The organism is Enterococcus sp. 9D6_DIV0238 (genome assembly GCF_002174455.2).
Taxonomy (GTDB): Bacteria; Bacillota; Bacilli; order Lactobacillales; family Enterococcaceae; genus Enterococcus_L; species Enterococcus_L dunnyi.
In genome coordinates, this window is the sequence record NZ_CP147246.1 from 2,075,706 (window position 1) to 2,096,504 (window position 20,799).

Here is a 20,799-nt window from a genome sequence, read left to right on the forward strand (position 1 = left end):
AAAAAAGCATGTGAGAATATTAAAGATGTTATAAAACTAGCCTAGGTGCATGGGGAATATGGTAAAATAAAAATAGTTTACAAGCAGAGGAGCTTTTTAATGAAACAACGAGGATTTGAAATTATTTCTAGCTATAAAGATCAAGGGATATCACTTCCGGAGCGTGCAACAAAAGGCGCTGCTGGCTATGATTTTGAAGCAGCAGAACAAGTAGTAGTACCAAGCATTTGGAAGTTACAAGCACAAGGAACTGCTCCAAAACCAGTTTTGGTGAAAACTGGGATCAAAGCTTACATGGCAGAAGATGAGTATTTAGAGTTAGTGAGTCGTTCCTCTAATCCGCTGAAACGCTTTTTGATGCTGGCCAATGGTGTTGGTGTGATCGACCGCGATTATTATAATAATGAAGGTAATGAAGGACATATCATGTTCCAGTTTATTAATTTTGGCTATGAAGATATGGTGATCGAAAAAGGTGAACGGATCGGACAAGGAATATTTAAACCATTTCTATTGGCTGATATCGATAATGTAGACAAAGAAAGAACTGGCGGATTTGGCTCTTCCGGTAAAAATTAGATCAGTGGATATATAACAATCATGAGTACTCCTTTTTCGATCAACTTTTTGGTGGCTAGTCTTAGTATAAGGTACCTATTGTATGATAAAATAAAGGAATAGAACAAACGAGGAGATAGACAGATGGCAAAAAAAGCAAAAGTTCAATTTGAATGTCAAACTTGCGGATATATCTCCCCAAAATATTTAGGACGTTGTCCGAACTGCGGACAATGGAATACAATGACGGAAGAAGTCATTCAGGATACAACAGACCGCAGAGCTCGAGTAAGCTTGACAGGTAAAAAGACACAGCCGCAGCGATTGGCTGAGGTCGTTCCTAAAAAAGAACCGAGAGTCAAAACAAAATTGATGGAGCTGAATCGTGTGTTAGGCGGCGGAGTTGTTCCAGGGTCATTAGTTTTGATCGGCGGCGATCCGGGAATCGGAAAATCCACGTTACTTCTACAGGTTTCTCAGCAACTCGCTGAAAGCGGCGGGAAAGTGCTGTATGTCTCTGGAGAAGAGAGTGCTGAGCAGATCAAAATGCGGGCAGAGCGTTTAAGTGCGATCGATACAGAGTTTTATTTATATGCAGAAACTGATATGAATGAAATTTCAAGAGCAATTGAAAAATTAGAACCAGATTATGTGATCATTGATTCTATTCAGACGATGACACAGCCGGATGTGACCAGTGTCGCCGGCAGTGTCAGTCAAGTGAGAGAAACGACAGCAGAACTTTTAAAGCTAGCAAAAACCAACGGTATCGCTATTTTTATCGTAGGTCACGTGACGAAAGAAGGTTCGATTGCCGGTCCTCGAATGTTGGAGCATATGGTTGATACGGTCTTGTATTTTGAAGGAGATAAGCATCATACATTTAGAATTTTAAGAGCCGTTAAAAATCGTTTCGGTTCTACAAACGAAATCGGAATATTTGAGATGAGAGAACACGGACTAGAAGAAGTCGCCAATCCTTCTCAGGTTTTCTTGGAAGAGCGTTTAGCTGATGCGACAGGCTCTGCGATCGTCGTAGCGATGGAAGGAACACGACCGATCTTAGTTGAAGTTCAAGCGCTAGTTACTCCAACGATGTTTGGAAATGCCAAACGAACGACGACAGGGTTAGATTTCAATCGAGTGTCATTGATCATGGCTGTTTTGGAAAAGCGGGCAGGATTATTATTACAAAATCAAGATGCGTATTTGAAAGCTGCCGGCGGTGTGAAAATCAATGAACCAGCGATCGATTTAGCTGTTGCCGTCAGTATTGCTTCAAGTTATAAAGAAAATGGCACAAAGCCGACAGAGTGTTTTATTGGTGAAATTGGTTTGACAGGTGAAATTCGTCGTGTAAATAGTATTGAACAGCGTGTGCGTGAGGCGCAAAAGCTGGGCTTTACTAAAATCTATTTACCAAAAAATAATTTAGGCGGCTGGACACCGCCTGAAGGCATCGAAATCGTCGGTGTGGCTACGATCGGTGAAACATTAAGAAAAGTATTTCAATAGAGTATAAGGTAGCGCTCGGTTTATCTATTTAGACGGAGGCTGCCTGTATTCTTTAAATAAGACTATATTGGAGGATGGATCTATGCAAAAACGTGTCGTCACGTTGCTGATGATCGTCGTTGGCGCAAGTCTGGGTATTTCGTTATTACCGATGGCTTGGGAAATGGCGCAGCAAGCGGATAATACATGGCTGAACAATAACTTTACTAACAGTTTGATTGGTGCACTTATTTTCTTTATTTTATCGTTAGGGTTAGCGAAGTATATTGTATCAGGTGTCAAAAAAATAGAAGCAGCATTGAATGAATTGAGCTTGACTTATCTTTTATTTGGTAGTGTCGGTGTGATCATCGGACTGATCATTGGAGCGATCATCTCGATTCCGATGTACAATTTAAATATTCCTTTTGTGAATAGCGTGCTGCCGATCTTAGTCATGATCATTTTTGGATATCTTGGTTTTCGGATGGGAACTACGCGGATCGATGAATGGCGCAAGATTTTTACTCCGAAACAAAAGAAACTGCAGAATGAAAATGACGGGGAAGTTTTAGAGCGCAAAGTGGAAGATCGTTTCCATAAGTATAAGATTTTGGATACAAGTGTCATTATTGACGGTAGAATTTACGATATTGCTAAAACAGGCTTTTTAGAAGGGGTTATTTTGATTCCTAACTTTGTTTTATATGAATTGCAGTATATTGCCGATTCTGGTGATAGCTTGAAACGCGTGCGCGGACGTCGTGGACTGGATATTTTAAATGCTTTACAAAAAGAAGATGGCATTTCTGTTGAAATGTACGATGGTGATTTTGAAGATATTTCTGAGGTCGATAGTAAGCTGATCAAATTGGCAAAACTATTAGATGGTGTTGTTGTAACGAATGATTATAACTTGAATAAAGTCTCTGAATTTCAAAATGTCCCTGTTTTGAACATCAATGCCTTAGCTAATGCAGTCAAACCAGTGGTAATTCCAGGTGAGACGATGAATGTTATGGTCGTAAAAGCCGGAACAGAGCGTCAACAAGGCGTTGCGTATTTAGATGACGGTACAATGGTAGTCGTGGAAGATGGACAGCATTATATGAATGAACATATCCAAGTAGTTGTAACAAGTGCATTGCAAACGGCTGCCGGTCGGATGATTTTCGCAAAACCAGCACATTCCGGCAGAGGAATCGATGATAGTAGAGAAGAAAACAAAGCCCATGAAAAGAGCTAAAACGAGAGACAAAACGCTGGATTACGAAGTCATTTTATTGGCGGCAGGGCAAGGTAAGAGAATGGGAGCAAGCCGTAATAAAATTTTGCTTCATCTAATCGGCAAGCCTGTCATTTCCTATTCGTTAGAAACTTTTTTAAATGATCCAGCTTGTAAGCACATTATTTTAGTGACGCAAGAAGATGAGCAGGATTTATTAACGGCTATGGTCAAAAAAGAAACCAAGAAAAAGCATTGTCCTGTAACGATCGTACCAGGCGGTTGTGAGCGTCAGTACAGTGTTCATAACGGACTAAAGATGTTGATCGACCCAGAGAATATCGTGATGGTCCATGATGGTGCTAGACCCTTTGTTACTTTGGCACAGTTAAAAGCACTCCATCGCAAGGTTGTTGAAACTAGAGCTGCAATTTTAGGTGTTCCAGTTAAAGATACGATCAAGCGTGTCGTTGACGGATTCGTTCAAGAAACGGTTCCACGTGAAACATTATGGCAAATACAGACACCACAGGCTTTTTATGGGACTGACTTAATGGCCGTTCATGAACAAGCGGAAAAAGAGCAATATTTAGGGACGGATGATGCTTCGTTGATCGAAAAATACAGTAGCCTACCTGTTTCTATGGTATTGGGAAGCTATGAAAACATTAAGCTTACTACACCAGAAGATATGTTGATCGGTGAAGCTATCGTGAAAAGAAAAAGAAGTTAGGTGAAAAAAATGATACGAATTGGACAGGGATTTGATGTCCATCAATTAGTAGAAGGACGCAATTTGATTATCGGCGGTGTCGAACTGCCATTTGAAAAAGGCTTATTAGGACACTCTGATGCAGACGTTTTATTACATGCAATAACGGATGCGATCTTAGGTGCTGCTGGCTTAGGAGATATTGGTCATTTATTTCCAGATACAGATCTAGAGTTTAAAGATGCGGATTCGATCAAGCTGCTGCGAGAGGCAAATCAAAAAGTTTTAGCTACTGGCTTTACTATTGGCAATATTGATTGTACAATTTTAGCTGAACAACCAAAAATGAAGCCGCATTTAGATAAAATGAAAGAAAATATTGCTGCTGCCTGCCAGATTGAAACAAACCAAATCAATTTAAAAGCAACAACAATGGAAAAAATGGGCTTTATTGGTCATGAAGAAGGTATGGGAGCGATCGCGGTCGCTTTACTTGAAAAATAGAAAGAGGAATGCACAATGTCAAAAGTACGTGTACGCTACGCACCAAGTCCAACGGGACATTTACACATCGGAAATGCAAGAACAGCACTATTCAATTATTTATTTGCTCGTCACAATGATGGCGATTTTATCATCCGTATTGAAGATACTGATCAAAAAAGAAATATTGAAGACGGCGAAAAAAGCCAATTAGAAAACTTAGCGTGGCTAGGGATGGATTGGGATGAGTCTCCCGAAAAACCTGGTGAGTACGGACCGTACCGCCAATCAGAACGCGGCGAAATTTATCAACCGTTGATCGATCAATTATTAGTCAGCAATCGTGCGTATAAATGCTACTGTACAGAAGAAGAATTAGAAGCGGAAAGAGAAGCGCAACGTGCCCGTGGGGAAATGCCACATTACTCTGGTAAATGTGCAGACTTAACACCTTCTGAGCAAGCGGAAAAAGAAGCGCAAGGACTTACACCAGTTATTCGTTTCCGTGTACCAAGAAATACGTCTTATACATTTAACGATATGGTCAAAGGTGAAATTGTTTTTGAATCAGATAATATCGGCGGCGATTTCGTTATTCAAAAACGCGATGGCATGCCGACGTACAATTTTGCTGTAGCTGTTGATGATCATATGATGAAAATCACACATGTTTTACGCGGAGATGACCATATCGCGAATACACCAAAACAATTAATGGTTTATGAAGCGTTTGGCTGGACAGCTCCTGAATTTGGACATATGACATTGATCATCAATTCTGAAACAGGTAAAAAATTGAGCAAACGTGATGAATCGATTTTACAATTTATTGAACAGTATCGTGAGCTTGGCTACTTACCAGAAGCAATGTTCAACTTTACTGCATTATTAGGCTGGTCACCTGTTGGCGAAGATGAGATTTTCTCACAAGAAGAATTGATCAAAATTTTCGATCCAGAACGCTTAAGTAAATCGCCAGCTGCTTTTGATGGCAAGAAACTTGAATGGGTCAATAACCAGTACATGAAACAATTGGATCTTGATACACTTACAGCTATGTGTATTCCTTATTTAGTAGCAGATGGACGCATTGAAGCCGATCCAAGTGCAGAAAAAATTGAATGGCTGAAAAAAGTTGTTAGTCTATACCAGCCACAAATGAGTTATGCTGCAGAAATCGTTGAAGTATCAAACTTATTCTTCAATGAGCATCCAGTATTAGATGAAGCCGCTAAAGAAGTCTTGGCAGGAGAAACAGTACCGACAGTACTAGCAGCATTCAAAGCGCAACTGGAAGCAATGGATGTTGTAAATGTTGAGAATATTAAAGCTGGTATCAAAGCTGTTCAAAAAGAAACAGGTGTCAAAGGTAAAAACTTATTCATGCCGATTCGTGTAGCAGTTTCAGGCCAAATGCATGGTCCTGAACTAGGAGATACAATTGAGCTTTTAGGAAAAGAAAAAGCGTTAGAACACTTAAACAAAGTTTTATAATCAAAATATATTGAGAAGAAGAAGTAAAAAAGCGCGTGTCTTTAGAGAGACTGTGGATGGTGAGAACAGTTGTCAGCTCTTTTTGAAATGCATCTTTGAATAGTTTCAGCGACAAGTAGCTGAAAACGGCCAACAACCGTTATCTGTTTTGAGGCAGGGAGACCTGCGAAAAAAAGTGGAACCACGCAAAAGCGTCTTTTAAACGAATGATTTTCGTTTAAAAGACGCTTTTTTTGATATTAAAAGGAAAGGAGTAAAAGTTATGGGTTGGTTAAAAAAAGCGGTTGAAGCAATCAAAAAAAATGATCCTGCAGCACGTTCAACATTGGAAGCATTGCTTACCTATCCAGGGCTGCATGCATTGTTTTGGCATCGTTTTTCACATTTTCTTTATCGGCATCGGCTGTATTTGCTGGCAAAAATCCACGCACAGTTTTGGCGTTTTTTAACGGGGATAGAGATTCATCCGGGAGCAAGGATTGCATCAGGAGTTTTTATTGATCATGGTATGGGTATTGTGATCGGTCAAACAGCGGAAATTGAGGAAGATGTTGTATTGTTTCATGGCGTTACCCTAGGCGGTACAGGAAAAGACACAGGGAAACGTCATCCGACAGTCAAAAAAGGGGCAATGATCCACGCACATGCACAGATTCTGGGACCTGTCACAATCGGGGAACGGGCAAAAATCGGTGCAGCAGCGGTTGTATTGACTGACATTCCTGATGATGCAACTGCAGTAGGAGTACCGGCGAAAGTCGTTAGGATCAAGGGAAAGAGAATGGAGGAGAACGATGATTCAAATTTATAATACATTAACAAGGGAAAAAGAAACCTTTCAACCAATAGAAGAAGGCAAAGTCCGGATGTATGTCTGCGGACCAACAGTTTATAATTATATCCACATTGGCAATGCCCGAAGTACGATTGCATTCGACACGATTAGACGTTATTTAGAATACCGCGGCTATGAAGTGAACTATGTTTCCAATTTTACCGATGTCGATGATAAGATCATTCGTGCGGCGAATGAATTAGGAATAACAGCGCCGGAAGTGGCAGATCGGTTTATTCAGGCATTTGAAGAAGATACACAAGTGTTAAATGTGCAGCCGGCAACTAGCCATCCTCGGGTGATGGATCATATGCCGGATATCCTGATGTTTATCCAAGCGTTGATCGACAAAGGGTATGCGTATGAATCAAAGGGTGATGTTTATTATCGAACACGTAAATTTGATGGTTATGGAAAACTTAGTCACCAATCGATCGATGAACTTGAAGTCGGAGCCAGTCAGCGTACAGGAGTAGAACAAGAATTAAAAGAAGATCCATTGGATTTTGCTTTATGGAAAGGTGCTAAAGAAGGCGAAATTTCTTGGGATTCACCATGGGGAGCAGGACGCCCCGGTTGGCATATCGAGTGTTCTGTAATGGCAACGAAGCATTTAGGTGATACAATTGATATCCATGGCGGTGGTCAAGATTTAGAATTTCCTCACCATGAAAATGAAATTGCTCAAAGTGAAGCAAAAACAGGGCAGACATTTGCTAATTATTGGATGCATAACGGCTATGTAACAATTGGCGAAGATGATGAAAAAATGAGTAAGTCACTGGGAAATTTTGTAACTGTGCATGAACTAGCAAAACAGATCGATCCGCAAATCCTGCGTTTCTTTATGGCGACGACACAATATCGCCGTCCGATCCGCTATAGTGAAGCAACGATCAAAGAAGCTGGTGTCAATCTTCAGAAACTGAAAAATGCATTTGAGAATTTGTCCTTCAGAAAAGAAAATGCAGCTCCCCAATTAGACGAAGACGAACGTCGCTTACAGGAATTGGCTGAGCTGGAAATTCGTTTTACAGCAGAGATGGATGACGATTTCAATGCAGCAAATGGGATCACAGTGGTCTATGAGCTTTCAAAATGGCTAAACCAATATAGCGAACAAGAAACTGTATCAGCAATAGTTACAGAGAAGGCGCTAGATCAGTTTACACAATGGTTGAGTATTTTTGGGATTTATTTCCTCTCAGATGAACTACTGGATGACGATATCGATCAATTGATCGAAGAACGGAATCAGGCACGTAAGAACCGTGATTTTGCCCGCAGTGATGAGATTCGTGATTTATTGAAGGATAAAGGAATAACCTTGGAAGATACTGCCCAGGGGACTAGATGGAGAAGAAGTGAATGAGAGATTATACACAATTGAATGGTTTAGCGCTGGCTTATGTAGGCGATGCAATCTATGAAATCTACATTCGAGATTATTTAGTAGAGCAAGGTCAAACAAAACCCAATACGCTGCACCGGATGGCGACACATTATGTATCAGCTAAAGCACAGGCTTTTTTGATTCAGGCGATGCTGGAAGAAAAGCTTTTGAATGAAACAGAAGAAACAATGTATAAACGAGGGCGTAATACCAAAAGCCATACCTCAGCAAAAAATGCAGATATCACAACATACCGTATAGCTACAGGGTTTGAGTCATTGATGGGGTATCTTCATTTAACAAAACAAACAGAGCGCCTAGAAGAATTGATCGACTGGTGTATCAAAAAAGTAGGTGAAAAAGATGCGTAATGATAAAAAACGTTCATTCAAAGATAGCAAACAAAAAAGAAAGCCGTCATTTAAAAAAGAAGTCGTCAAAAAAGACCGTAAACCAACTGAAGAAGCCGTTGAAGATAATTTTGTTTTCGGAAACCATGCGACGATCGAAGCGATTCAGCAAGGACGCGGCAACAAATTGTTCCTTCAAGAAGACAGCAAAGGCGAAAAAGTCGAGCAGCTTAAAATATTGGCAAAAGAACATGCAGTACCAGTAAAATGGGTACCTAAACAAAAATTAGATACATTGACAGATCATGGTGTGCATCAGGGGATCGTATTGGCGATCACAGCCTATGAATATTTGACACTGGATGATTTGATAACAAAGACGAAAGAAAAGACTGAGACACCATTTTTCTTGATATTGGATAGTTTGGAAGATCCGCATAATTTCGGCTCTATTTTAAGAACAGCTGATGCAACAGGAGTGGATGGGATCATCATCCCGAAACATCGGGCAGTTGGCATCACGCCAGTCGTGACCAAAGCATCAACAGGCGCTGTAGAATATATTCCAGTTGCTCGTGTGACGAATTTAGCGCAAAGTATCGCAACCTTAAAAGAGCATGATTTTTGGATCTTTGGCACAGATATGAAAGGCACGGACTACCGCCAGTGGAATACTCAAGGAGCGATTGCATTGATCATTGGCAATGAAGGTCGTGGGATGAGTCAGGGATTGCATAAAGAAGTAGATGAGCTATTGACGATCCCGATGACTGGACATGTACAAAGTTTAAATGCGGGAGTTGCTGCGGGATTATTGATGTATGAAGTGTATCGTGGACGTAATCCGTTATAAATTATATCAAGCGCTGAAAAAAATTGTTTCGACCGTCTATTCTAATGATAAAGAAGGTGAAAATAAAAGATGAAAAAGCAATTACTCATCGTTGATGGCTATAATATGATCGGTGCTTGGCCTGAACTAGTGAAATTGAAGAATCAAAACAAACTAGAAGATGCTAGAGAAGCTTTGCTGCATCGTCTCTCTAATTATGCAAAATACGAAGATCTAGAAGTGATTGTTGTCTTTGATGCTCAGCTGGTTCCAGGAATCCAGCAAACCTATAAAAAGTATCGATTAACAGTTATTTTCACTAAAGAAGATGAAACGGCCGATAGCTATATTGAACGAATTGCAGGAGAAAAAAATGATCGTTTAACTCAAGTCACCGTGGCAACAAGTGATTTGGCAGAGCAATGGTTAGTCTTTTCTAAGGGTGCTTTACGAACCTCTGCAAATGAGTTGTATAAAAGCGTAAAAAAATCTGAGCGTACGATAGCGATTCATGCAACAGATATCCATTTTCAAGATTTTCGTAGAAATTCTCCTTGGAATTTGGAGCAATTGTCAAAATTGTCCGAAAAAATGGACGAATTGTCTAAAAAGAAAGATTAAACACTTGTTCGCTTCTATCTTTTTTGGGGTTAATGGTACGATTTTTCCAAACATTTTACGCAAAAGAAAATGTTTGGAAGGAGAAAAGGGAATGGATAAGTATGAACACATTTTAAAAGGAGATGGAATAGCGTTTGATCGGTTGTATCGAAAGTATCATCCGCTTGTATACAACTTTCGAAAAAAGTACTATTTGAAAGATTTCGACAAAGAAGACTGGCTGCAGGAAGGGCGGATCATTTTTTACCGTTCTTTGGAAAAATATGAAGAAACCTATAGCGTTTCGATCGGGAAATTTTTCAAGTCGAACTTTGAAAATCATATTCGTAGTCTTGTGCGAAAACAATGTGCAGTGAAACGGACTGTAGATGTGCAATCCATTTCGTTAGATCAAAAAATGGAAAGTCAGGGAGAATCTTTTTTTGATTATGCAAGCGTTGAAGCTGCAGATGCATTGGAACAGATGATCATCAGAGAAAAGCTGGAAGAATTACCTCAGATTCTGTCACCGTTTGAACGAACGACGTTTCAGGAATTTATGAATGGTAAAGAGATTGGAGAAATCGCAAAGGCAACTGCAAGCCGCGAAGTCACAGTCAGAAGTGCTTATGATCGAGCAAAAAAGAAATTGAAATCAATTATTTATGATTAAAATGAGAATTTATAGAAAAATTCACATGAAATAATTATCAAAAATAAGATAGAATTAGTTGCATTTCATTTTCTGCTATGGTAAACTTGAAATTTTTATCTGTATGTGTTACAATGGAGTTTGAGGTGAATGCAATGCCAACAACTTTAGCGTCAATTAAGAAAGATTTAGAATGTCGTATCGGCAGCAAAATCACATTAGTTGCTCAGACCGGCAGAAAGCGTCAAACTGAACGTAAAGGTATTTTGACAGAAACGTATCCATCTGTCTTCGTTGTAGATTTAGATCCAGATGAAAACTCATTCGAACGAGTTTCTTATAGTTACTCTGATGTGCTGACTCGCACAGTCGAAATTGAGTTTGTTAGTGAAGCTGTCTAAAAATAGTTCAAAGAAGATAGACAGAAGTGCTTAACTTCAAGCAATCATTACTTTTTTACCATCGTTTATCTGGAATTTAAAGAGAGGAGATATCGCTCAAAGAGTGATATCTCCTCTCTTTTTCCGTAATACTTATGATAAGTAAAGAGAATTATGGTAGTATTGTGGTAGGTAAAAAAGGAGGATATGCGATGAATGAGCAAGAAAACACCAAGCAAGAAACAAAACAACAAGATGTATTGACTGAAAAAATGATTGGAACGAGAACCGTGATCATTTCTGGAGAAATAAATGAGCAGATGGCGAAAGAAGTTTGTAATCAGCTGCTATTATTAGAGTCAATCAATGATGAACCAATCAATTTGTTTATTAGTAGTAATGGAGGTCATGTTGATTCAGGCTATCTGATTTTTGATATGATCAATTTTATCAAACCAAAAGTAAATATCATAGGTTCAGGCTGGGTGGTCAGTGCTGGAGCACTTATTTATTTATCCAGCGAAAAGGAACGACGCTATTGTCTTCCTAATACCCGTTTTATGATTCATGAACCTTCAGGTGGCGCACAAGGTCAGTCCAGTGATATGGAAATTACTGCTAAGGAAATTATCCGTACAAGAGAAAAAATCAACCAACTGATTTCGAAAGAAACTGGTAAAGATATTGAACAAGTGAGAAATGATACCGCTAGAGATTATTGGTTGAGCGCTGAAGAGGCTCTAGAGTATGGGATCGTAAATAAAATTATTAAAAATAGAAGTGAAATCAAGTAAAAGTGAAAATGTCATAATTTGACTATCTATCTGTAATGAAACCTAAGATAACCTCAGTTTGGTTGTTTTAGGTTTTTTATTTGTATAAAAGAAAGGGTGTATTTTCTGAGGAAAATTGAATACTTTTCTACAAATCTATACATCTCAAACAACATATGTTAGAATTTAAAAGATTGTGAAGTTGGTTGAAGGAACAGAGTTAGATAGGTGAAAATAATGGAAATCATAGAAAAAGCACCCGCAAAAATCAATTTGGGGTTGGATGCTCTCTATAAAAGAAAAGATGGTTATCATGAATTAGAGATGATCATGGCTAGTGTGGATTTAGCAGATCGACTGCTATTTGAAGAGCTGTCGGAAAATAAGATCGTGATCGAAACAGACAGTTCTTTTTTACCTGTAGATAGAAGAAATCATGTCTATCAAGCAGCAGAGCTGTTGAAGAAAACGTTTGATCTGACGCAAGGGGTCAGAATCACAATAGAAAAAAGAATCCCAGTTGCTGCAGGTTTAGCTGGCGGCAGCAGCGATTGTGCAGCGACACTTCGTGGGTTGAATCGATTGTGGAATCTGGATCTATCGTTGGAAAAATTAGCTGAATTAGGTAGTCAGATCGGTTCAGATGTTCCTTATTGTATTCATGGCGGGACAGCTTTTGTTACAGGTCGGGGAGAAAAAATCGAGTTTTTACCTTCGATGCCTCAATGTTGGGTTGTTTTAGTAAAGCCAAGGATGAGTGTCTCGACAAGTTCGATTTTTGGCAGCTTGTCTTTCAACAGTATTCAACATCCTGATATTGCTGGGATCAGACAGGCAGTGGAAACAGACGATTATCAATTGATGACTGAAAAAATCGGTAATGCTCTAGAAGGTGTGACGATCAAACGATATCCAGTCATTCAGCAAATCAAAGATCGAATGATCAATTATGGGGCAGATGCAGCACTGATGAGCGGTAGCGGACCGACCGTTTTTGCTCTATGTGAGAAAAAGACGCGTGCTCAGCGAATTTACAATGGCTTGAAAGGTTTTTGTGATGAGGTTTATCTTGTGAGAACGTTGAAATAGAGAAAAAATCTGTAGCCACTATCGGTTACAGATTTTTTTTACTTTACTATTTTCTCTTGACGTACTCCTTTCCTTCTGTTAAATTAGTTCTTGCTACCAAATCGTAAATATTACGATTTAAATAAGATAAATCGAAATGGGGATACGAAATGAGAAAAAATAAATGGCTATATATGGCAGGAATTCTTTTGATAGCGGCAGTTACGACATTGACTGCATGCGAACAAACAAAAGAAACTGATAAAGCAGCAAAAGATGGTAAAATAAAAGTTGTCACAACTTTTTATCCAATGTACGATTTTGCAAAAAATGTTGTGGGGGATGCTGGTGACGTTCAATTATTGATCCCGGCAGGAACAGAACCGCATGATTATGAACCAAGTGCTAAGGATATTGCTAAAATAACGGATGCAGATGCGTTTATTTATAATAGTCATGAACTAGAAACATGGGTCGAAGCTGTCTTGGAAAATGTCGATCAAAAAAAAGTAGCTGTTGTTGAAGCTGCTGGTTCTATCGATTTAATGGAAGGTGCGGCACATGACCATGAGGAAGAAGAATCAGATCATGAAGGACACGATCATGATCACGAATTAGATCCTCATGTGTGGCTGGATCCTGTATTGGCTCAAAAGCAAGTTGAAACCATCCGAGATGCATTGATCAAAAAATACCCAGAGCAAAAGGCAACATTTGAACAAAATACAAAAGAGTATCTTGAAAAACTTGCTGCTCTTGATAAAGAGTATACAGAGGCTTTTGCTGATGCAAAAAACAAAACATTCGTGACTCAGCATGCTGCTTTTGGTTATTTGGCAAAACAATATGGTTTAACACAAGAATCGATTGCAGGAATTTCTCCAGATCAAGAGCCTTCACCAAGTCGTTTAGCTGAATTAAAAAAATATATCAAAGAACATGATGTTGCTGTCATCTACTTTGAATCCTCAGCTTCATCAAAAGTAGCGGAAACATTATCTAGAGAAACAGGTGTGGAACTTTCAGTACTTAATCCATTGGAAAGCATCACGAAAAAAGAACAAGAACAAGGGGAAGATTATATTTCTGTTATGAAAGCCAATCTTGAAGCCTTGAAAAAAAGCATTAAATAGATGAGATACCATCTAGTCTATTGAGTACAAATGAACGGTGGCAGCAGAAGTAGTTTCTTCTTATGGATACTTCTGCTCCAACCTCAAAAAGGAGCAAGATCATGCATTATCTAGAAGTTAAAGATCTCACATTTTATTATGATGATGAGCCAGTACTAGAAGGTGTATCTTATCATGTCGATCCAGGTGAATTTGTGATTTTGACTGGAGAAAACGGCGCAGCAAAATCAACCTTGATCAAGAGTAGCTTAGGACTGTTGAAACCAACTAAAGGGACGATCACGATTTCTAAAGAAAATAGTGAAGGGGAAAAGCTGAGTATTGGTTATATTCCTCAGCAAGTCGCCTCATTTAATGCGGGTTTTCCAAGTACGGTGATCGAATTGGTCCGATCAGGTCGTTTTCCGCGTGGTCGCTGGTTCAAGCCATTGACTAAACGGGATCATCAGCATGTAGAAAAAGCATTAAAAGCTGTCGGTATGTGGGAAATGCGTCATAAACGGATCGGGGAACTTTCTGGCGGACAAAAGCAACGAATCAGTTTAGCTCGTATTTTTGCGACAGATCCGGACTTATTTATTTTAGATGAACCAACAACAGGAATGGATGAAACGTCCAGAAACGAGTTTTATCGCCTGTTAAGGCATAATGCGCACGACCATGGCAAAGCGATCTTAATGATCACTCATGACCATGAAGATATAAAATCATACGCGGATCGACAAATTCGTTTGGTTCGGAAGGAGGATTCACAGTGGAGATGCTTTCATATGAGTTCATGAGAAAAGCCTTTTTAGCGGCGACCTTCATTTCAGTGATAGCTCCAATGCTGGGGGTATTTCTTGTGATCAGAAGACAATCGCTGATGGCAGATACACTATCTCATGTATCATTAGCAGGAGTTGCTTTAGGATTCTTCCTGAATTGGAACCCGGATATCATGACATTGGTTGTCGTGATCATCGCAGCAGTGATCTTGGAATATTTACGGATGATCTATAGCACATATTCTGAAATCTCGATTGCTATTTTGATGTCAGGAGGTCTGGCATTAGCGCTTGTGCTGATGAATTTGAGCGGCGGTAATTCTGCAGCCAGCATCCAGTCCTATTTATTTGGTTCGATCGTGACGATCACCTGGCAGCAGGTCATTATTTTAGCAGTTTTATTTGTTGTTTTAGTGGTCTTATTTTGTTTATTCAAACGACCGATGTATGTACTGACTTTTGATGAAGATACAGCGCATGTCGATGGTCTTCCGATCCATTGGATGTCGATGTTGTTCAACGTGATCACAGGGGTTGCGATCGCAGTGATGATTCCGATTGCTGGAGCGTTGTTGATTTCAGCGATCATGGTATTGCCGGCTGCGATCGGTATGCGGATCGGTAAAGGGTTTAATACAGTGATCATCATTAGTGTGATCATGGGATTGATTGGCATGTTAACAGGATTGACGGGTTCTTATTATTTAGAGACACCGCCAAGTGCCAGCATCACATTGATTTTTATTGGATTGTTTATATTGGTCAGTGTATTCAAAAAGATCATCGTGACGATACAGCGAAATAAGAAGATGAGCCGAGGTTGATTACAACTTATTTTAGTGAAGATAGGAGGAAAAACGAAAGTTTTTTCTCCTATCTTCTTTTTTGTTTTCTAAATTGCGAACTATTTTTCATTTTTTTCAAAAAATGCTCGAATTTTTTCATCAAACACCTTATAATAGGGAACGATAGATTGAAAGGACGTACCATTAAATTTTAAGCAGGTATACTCATAAAGAGCATGACGAATAGATCTATAAAAAGAAAAAGGAGTGACGGATTTGAAAATTCGGAGAAGTGAGCGTTTGATCGATATGACGCAGTATTTGTTAGAGCATCCACATACATTGGTTTCATTGACTTATTTTGCGCAACGCTACAAGTCAGCAAAGTCATCGATCAGTGAAGATTTGGCAATTATCAAAAAAACATTTAAAGAGCGTGGAACAGGGATTCTTGAAACGATTCCAGGCGCTGCTGGAGGCGTTCAGTTTATTCCTGAAATCCCATTTGAAGAGTCTAAGGAATTGGTTTTATCTTTGTGTGATCGCTTGTCAGAACAGGATCGCTTGCTGCCGGGAGGATATGTTTATCTTTCTGATTTATTGGGACAGCCGGAATTATTGCGTCAGGTTGGACGAATCATTGCTTCCAAGTATTTAGATGAGCAGGTAGATGCAGTAATGACTGTAGCGACTAAAGGTGTACCGATCGCTCAAGCAGTTTCCTACTATTTGAATGTACCTTTTGTAATCGTGCGCCGCGATTCAAAAATCACTGAAGGATCAACGGTTAGTGTGAATTATGTTTCTGGTTCTTCTGAACGGATCGAAAAAATGGAATTATCAAAACGCAGCTTGAAACGCGGTTCTAGAGTCTTGGTTGTGGATGATTTCATGAAAGGTGGCGGAACAGTCAACGGAATGAAGAGCTTGATCGAAGAGTTTGAAGCTGAACTTGTTGGCATCACTGTTTTTGCAGAATCAAAATTCAATGGTCAACGGGCAATCGAAGATTATACTTCATTGTTGTATGTGAAAGATGTAGACACTCAAACGAAGACGATCAATGTAGTTCCTGGGAATTATTTTGACGAAGAAAAATAGCTTTGACTTTGGTTTTACTCAAGTACAAATGGTACTTAGTAAAGCCTTTTTTAATTTAACAAAAATCTTAAATAGGTGTATAGTAGATGTGTGAAATGGAATATCCAACCTTTTTCCACACATAATGAAGAACCTTGGATGTATCTAATGAAAGAAGGCATACACAATGGAAAAACAAGAAAAGATTCAAATTTTAAAAGACCTTGTTGCAATCAAATCAGTCAACGGTAATGAAAAGGAAGTTGCAGAGTATTTAAGCAAGCTATTTAAAAAGCATGGGATCGATTCTTCATTTTTAGAATATGATAAGGATCGTGATAATTTGATTGTTGAAATCGGCAATCGGAAAAGTGAGAAGGTCTTAGCTTTTTCAGGACATATGGACGTTGTTTCAGCTGGAAATGCTGCAGACTGGACGTCAGATCCATTTAAACCAGAAATTCGTGATGGGAAGCTATTTGGACGCGGTACTTGTGATATGAAGAGTGGTTTGGCAGCTATGGCAATTGCTATGATCGAGTTGAAAGAAGAAGCAGCTGACTTTAATGGTCGTTTACGCTTATTGGCCACAGTCGGTGAAGAAGTGGGTGAGCTTGGTGCTGAACAGCTGACCAAAGAAGGATATGTTGATGATGTGACTTCTATGGTCATCGGTGAACCTTCTGGATATGCCGGAATCGTTTATGCACATAAAGGATCGATCAATTTTAAAGTTTCTTCTCTAGGGAAAAATGCCCACAGTTCTATGCCGCAATTAGGTGTGAATGCAATCGATCATTTAAATGATTTCTATACAAGAGCCAATGAATTATTCCGCAGTGAAACACACACTGATGAAGTGTTAGGCGACTTCATTTATAATGTGACGATGATTTCTGGCGGGGAACAAATCAACAGTATCCCAAGTGAAGCGAGTCTGGAAGGGAATATCAGAACGATTCCAGGGTATGATAATGATTTAGTCATCAAAAAAATGAATGAGCTGATCGATGAGTTGAATCAAAAAGAAAATTATCGGTTAACGCTAACGATCGAAGCCAATAAAATTTCGGTGAAAAGTGAAAAGAACTCGGATATTGCTAAAATTGCGCAGCAAGTAGCTAAAAGACAAGTAAATGTAGATATTCCGATGGTCGGTGTGTCTGGAACCACAGATGCGGCAGAATTTACAAAAGGGAAACAAGCATTTCCTGTGATTATTTTTGGTCCAGGCAATGAAACACCCCATCAAGTCGATGAATATGTCGATATTGATAACTATTTGGAAATGATCGATATCTATAAAGAAATGGCTACGGTCTATTTAGCATAATAGCTTAAAATACAAGCAGAATTCTATTAAATTCTGCTTGTATTTTTTTTTAATAAAGCGTACTATTTGAACTAGTTATAATATGGGCTTAATATGAGGGTATAACATTGGAAAGAAGGTAGCAGTATGGTAAAAAGAATTTCTTTAGAACAATCAGCACTTGAATTCAGTGAGGCAAATGCAAAAGAACCATTTATCTATCAGCTCCCAGTTAATGATGCACGCGATTTACTTGAAGAAGTCCAAAGTTCACCAGTGGAAAAACTTGAAGCTGACATCAACGATCAGCAATGGGATCTAGGTGATCATGGTACGATCAATGTACGCACCGTAAAACCAAAAGAAGCAACAGGAAAACTCCCAGTGATCCTTTATGTTCATGGTGCAGGCTGGGTATTAGGCAGTGCACATACACATGATAAGTTAGTTCGAGAATTAGCTGTTAGAACAAATTCTATTGTGTTCGTTCCTGAATATGATCGTTCACCAGAAGCAAAATATCCAGTAGCGATCGAACAATGTTATGCAACATTATTAAAACTAGTTGATGATGCTAATGACGAATACGATACTAGCCGCTTGACGATTGCAGGAGACAGTGTCGGCGGAAATATGGCGACTGTCTTAACGATGTTGGCAAAAGATCGTAAAGGCCCTAAAATCAGTCAACAATTATTGTACTATCCAGTGACAAATCATTCCTTTGATTCAGGATCATACAATCAATTTGCTGAAAATTATTTCTTGGCAAAAGATGGAATGAAATGGTTCTGGGACAACTATCTACCAGAAGGACAAGACGCTACGATCAAAACGATTTCTCCATTGCAAGCTACAAAAGAGGATCTTGAAGGCTTGCCTGCTGCAATGATTTTAAATGGTGAAGCAGACGTATTGAGAGATGAAGGAGAAGAGTATGCCCGCCATTTACGTGAAGCAGGTGTTGATGTCACACAAATTAGATTCCAAGGAATGATTCATGACTTTGTTATGGTCAATTCGATGGATCAAAGCAATGCGACTCGAGCAGCGATGGATGTATCGACGGATTGGATCAATAAACGTAATTCAAAATAAAAGCTTGATAATAAAAAAAGAACTGTACTATCTGACGTTTTAAGATCAGATAGTGCAGCTTTTTTTGTGTAGTATCAAAGAAGCTGTTTACTTCTAATTTTTTATCAGCAGCTATAGCAAACCTCTTTTAGAGTATTTTAACGTAATAAAGACAAACTACCAGTCAATTTATTCACTAACTTTTTGCTCCCATGTAGACATAAGCCATAATAATGGATCTGTTCCGGAGCTGTATTTTTCATATTCTCGGTATATAGTTCATAGGAGCCGCAGGTTTGAGCAATATTAGAAAAACCGATGACAGTCAAACTTGAATAACGCTCATCATTTAAAACTGTTCTAAGAGTGCTCAATGACTCTTCGGAGGATTTCAAAATAGGAATCGGATAATTAACGATTCCGAGATGTTCTTGATCATTAGAGTCATAAACAGCAGAGCCTATACCAGCGGGAAATTCTTTTCCTAACGTTGCGCCTAATATAGCGGTCGTGTTGGCAATCAAGCCTATAGGCAATGCTTCATCAATGAGCATCACACATTTTTGTTCTGGTACCATTATGTACATTCTTTCTTTAAGCAATAAAAATTTTTTGATACATTTTTGGTGTAACACCGATTTGCGCTTTGAATACTCGAGTAAAATGACTTTGATCACTAAAACCAGTTTCCATAGCGATTTCAGTGATGGAAATGTCGCTTTTTAATAATCGTTTGGCCTGATTGATCCGAGTCGTGATCAGGTATTGAAAAGGGGTCAAACCAAAGTATTTTGTAAATAGCCGAATGAATGTATATTGATTCGTTTCTGCGAATACACTCAATTCAGCAAGTGAAAGCTTTTGTGCATAGTTTTCTTCAATGAATTCTTTTGTTTCATTGATTTTGTGTGGAATGGTCGGATGTTTTGATTCTTCAAGACTTGAATAATTTGATAGTAGATCATTCAACAGCAAGGTAAATAATTCTTCGATTTCAAAAGCATCATTTGCCCGTTCATTCATCAGCCGTTCGTGTAATTGTAAAAATAATTGATTTTCTTGCATTGTTTCAGGAACAGTTACAGTAAAAATCGGATTTTTGGTTAACGATAGTCGTGCCTGCACATGTTTTTCCATGATCTCTGGGCGAATATGCAGGTTTCGATAGATCAGCGGTTTACCATCTATGGATTCACATTCATGATTATCATACGGATTAAAGAAAATAAAATCTCCTTCTTTAAGAATATATTCTTTATTTTTACAAGATAATTTTCTGCTGCCTTTTTCAATATAACCAATCACATAGTAGTCATGGAAATGATTTGGAAATTTTTGCTGGATACCATCAAAGACTAGCGCTTCGATTTCTAGTTGTGAGTTATAAACGATTTGTCTGTTTTCTAGCATAGCGTTCTCCTTTGTAGATCAAGAATAGCATAAGCCAAAGCTAAAATTATAGAATAATATTGATGAAAAAATAAATTTTCTAATACGACAGGGGTACCCATAATCATTTATACACATTATGTAAAAATTACTAACAATCGAATGGAAAATCTGATATGCTTGTCAGTAGAAAGAATGCGAGTCGGACAACGGTATTAAACGGAGTAACGATCCTTACAACCAACTCTAAAATCGATCCCAAAAGAACGAATAGGATAGCTATAAGGCTGTATAAAAATGGACATGAGTGGGAAGATGATCAATCAATAGTTGTATATGATTTTGTTACAGGAAATTGGCAGCTTCAAGATTCAAAATACGTAGAATGATATGAGAGACAGGAGAAG

The 20,799-nt window shown here is 38.8% G+C and carries 24 protein-coding genes and 1 other annotated feature; of the genes, 22 read left to right on the top strand and 2 right to left on the bottom strand.

Features of this window, described 5'->3' with window-relative positions:
• Positions 1–99 precede the first annotated feature (99 nt).
• The 21 genes from A5889_RS09680 (at position 100) to A5889_RS09780 (ending at position 19,024) form a co-directional block, all read left to right on the top strand.
• On the top strand, positions 100–579 hold the full coding sequence (locus tag A5889_RS09680; RefSeq protein WP_087641698.1) for a dUTP diphosphatase: 480 nt from the start codon (positions 100–102) through the stop codon (positions 577–579).
• Positions 580–702: 123 nt separating this feature from the next.
• Positions 703–2,073: a DNA repair protein RadA gene (gene radA, locus A5889_RS09685; RefSeq protein WP_087641699.1), complete on the top strand. Its 1,371-nt coding sequence runs from the start codon at positions 703–705 to the stop codon at positions 2,071–2,073.
• A gap of 82 nt (positions 2,074–2,155) precedes the next feature.
• The gene (locus A5889_RS09690) at positions 2,156–3,298 is read left to right on the top strand and encodes a PIN/TRAM domain-containing protein (protein WP_087641700.1); all 1,143 of its coding nucleotides are present in this window, start codon (positions 2,156–2,158) and stop codon (positions 3,296–3,298) included.
• Positions 3,285–4,010, top strand: coding sequence for a 2-C-methyl-D-erythritol 4-phosphate cytidylyltransferase (gene ispD / locus A5889_RS09695; protein ID WP_087641701.1), 726 nt, complete (start codon positions 3,285–3,287; stop codon positions 4,008–4,010). Before A5889_RS09690 ends, ispD begins: the two co-directional genes overlap by 14 nt.
• Positions 4,011–4,019: 9 nt before the next feature.
• A complete protein-coding gene (ispF, locus tag A5889_RS09700) occupies positions 4,020–4,493 on the top strand; it encodes a 2-C-methyl-D-erythritol 2,4-cyclodiphosphate synthase (RefSeq protein ID WP_087642054.1) in 474 nt (157 codons plus the stop codon).
• Between the two features lie 15 nt (positions 4,494–4,508).
• Positions 4,509–5,966, top strand: coding sequence for a glutamate--tRNA ligase (gene gltX / locus A5889_RS09705; protein ID WP_087641702.1), 1,458 nt, complete (start codon positions 4,509–4,511; stop codon positions 5,964–5,966).
• A gap of 1 nt (position 5,967) precedes the next feature.
• Positions 5,968–6,168: a binding site (T-box leader), on the top strand.
• Positions 6,169–6,228: 60 nt separating this feature from the next.
• On the top strand, positions 6,229–6,777 hold the full coding sequence (gene epsC / locus A5889_RS09710; protein WP_087641703.1) for a serine O-acetyltransferase EpsC: 549 nt from the start codon (positions 6,229–6,231) through the stop codon (positions 6,775–6,777).
• Complete coding sequence (gene cysS, locus A5889_RS09715) at positions 6,761–8,173, top strand: cysteine--tRNA ligase (RefSeq protein WP_087641704.1); 1,413 nt, start codon at positions 6,761–6,763, stop codon at positions 8,171–8,173. Before epsC ends, cysS begins: the two co-directional genes overlap by 17 nt.
• Positions 8,170–8,565, top strand: coding sequence for a Mini-ribonuclease 3 (locus tag A5889_RS09720; RefSeq protein WP_087641705.1), 396 nt, complete (start codon positions 8,170–8,172; stop codon positions 8,563–8,565). The genes cysS and A5889_RS09720 overlap by 4 nt, the downstream gene beginning before the upstream one ends.
• Positions 8,549–9,397, top strand: a complete 849-nt coding sequence (rlmB, locus tag A5889_RS09725) for a 23S rRNA (guanosine(2251)-2'-O)-methyltransferase RlmB (protein ID WP_412523582.1) — start codon at positions 8,549–8,551, stop codon at positions 9,395–9,397. Before A5889_RS09720 ends, rlmB begins: the two co-directional genes overlap by 17 nt.
• 69 nt (positions 9,398–9,466) lie before the next feature.
• Positions 9,467–9,997: an NYN domain-containing protein gene (locus A5889_RS09730; protein WP_087641707.1), complete on the top strand. Its 531-nt coding sequence runs from the start codon at positions 9,467–9,469 to the stop codon at positions 9,995–9,997.
• Between the two features lie 91 nt (positions 9,998–10,088).
• Positions 10,089–10,649 carry a sigma-70 family RNA polymerase sigma factor gene (locus A5889_RS09735; protein WP_087641708.1) on the top strand — a complete coding sequence of 187 codons (561 nt, stop codon included), beginning with the start codon at positions 10,089–10,091 and terminating at the stop codon, positions 10,647–10,649.
• Positions 10,650–10,783: 134 nt separating this feature from the next.
• A complete protein-coding gene (locus tag A5889_RS09740) occupies positions 10,784–11,029 on the top strand; it encodes a Veg family protein (protein WP_069663217.1) in 246 nt (81 codons plus the stop codon).
• A 191-nt stretch (positions 11,030–11,220) separates the two neighbouring features.
• Entirely contained in the window at positions 11,221–11,802 is a 582-nt protein-coding gene (locus A5889_RS09745; protein WP_087641709.1) for an ATP-dependent Clp protease proteolytic subunit, read from the top strand.
• A gap of 216 nt (positions 11,803–12,018) precedes the next feature.
• On the top strand, positions 12,019–12,870 hold the full coding sequence (ispE, locus tag A5889_RS09750) for a 4-(cytidine 5'-diphospho)-2-C-methyl-D-erythritol kinase (RefSeq protein ID WP_087641710.1): 852 nt from the start codon (positions 12,019–12,021) through the stop codon (positions 12,868–12,870).
• A 149-nt stretch (positions 12,871–13,019) separates the two neighbouring features.
• Entirely contained in the window at positions 13,020–13,982 is a 963-nt protein-coding gene (locus A5889_RS09755) for a metal ABC transporter substrate-binding protein (protein ID WP_087641711.1), read from the top strand.
• 101 nt (positions 13,983–14,083) lie between these two features.
• The gene (locus A5889_RS09760) at positions 14,084–14,764 is read left to right on the top strand and encodes a metal ABC transporter ATP-binding protein (RefSeq protein WP_087641712.1); all 681 of its coding nucleotides are present in this window, start codon (positions 14,084–14,086) and stop codon (positions 14,762–14,764) included.
• Positions 14,743–15,573 carry a metal ABC transporter permease gene (locus A5889_RS09765; protein WP_087642055.1) on the top strand — a complete coding sequence of 277 codons (831 nt, stop codon included), beginning with the start codon at positions 14,743–14,745 and terminating at the stop codon, positions 15,571–15,573. Before A5889_RS09760 ends, A5889_RS09765 begins: the two co-directional genes overlap by 22 nt.
• 237 nt (positions 15,574–15,810) lie before the next feature.
• The gene (purR, locus tag A5889_RS09770) at positions 15,811–16,635 is read left to right on the top strand and encodes a pur operon repressor (protein WP_087641713.1); all 825 of its coding nucleotides are present in this window, start codon (positions 15,811–15,813) and stop codon (positions 16,633–16,635) included.
• Positions 16,636–16,801: 166 nt separating this feature from the next.
• On the top strand, positions 16,802–17,947 hold the full coding sequence (locus tag A5889_RS09775; RefSeq protein ID WP_087641714.1) for an ArgE/DapE family deacylase: 1,146 nt from the start codon (positions 16,802–16,804) through the stop codon (positions 17,945–17,947).
• Positions 17,948–18,073: 126 nt separating this feature from the next.
• A complete protein-coding gene (locus tag A5889_RS09780; protein WP_087641715.1) occupies positions 18,074–19,024 on the top strand; it encodes an alpha/beta hydrolase in 951 nt (316 codons plus the stop codon).
• Positions 19,025–19,161: 137 nt separating this feature from the next.
• On the opposite strand, the gene A5889_RS09785 is transcribed toward A5889_RS09780, so the two are convergent.
• A complete protein-coding gene (locus tag A5889_RS09785; protein ID WP_087641716.1) occupies positions 19,162–19,581 on the bottom strand; it encodes a DUF2000 domain-containing protein in 420 nt (139 codons plus the stop codon).
• 16 nt (positions 19,582–19,597) lie between these two features.
• Positions 19,598–20,413 (bottom strand): AraC family transcriptional regulator, encoded by an 816-nt coding sequence (locus A5889_RS09790; RefSeq protein WP_087641717.1) that lies wholly within the window; start codon positions 20,411–20,413, stop codon positions 19,598–19,600.
• A gap of 155 nt (positions 20,414–20,568) precedes the next feature.
• Here A5889_RS09790 and A5889_RS09795 point away from each other — a divergent pair, with 155 nt between their 5' ends.
• On the top strand, positions 20,569–20,781 hold the full coding sequence (locus tag A5889_RS09795; protein ID WP_087641718.1) for a hypothetical protein: 213 nt from the start codon (positions 20,569–20,571) through the stop codon (positions 20,779–20,781).
• Positions 20,782–20,799 lie beyond the last annotated feature (18 nt).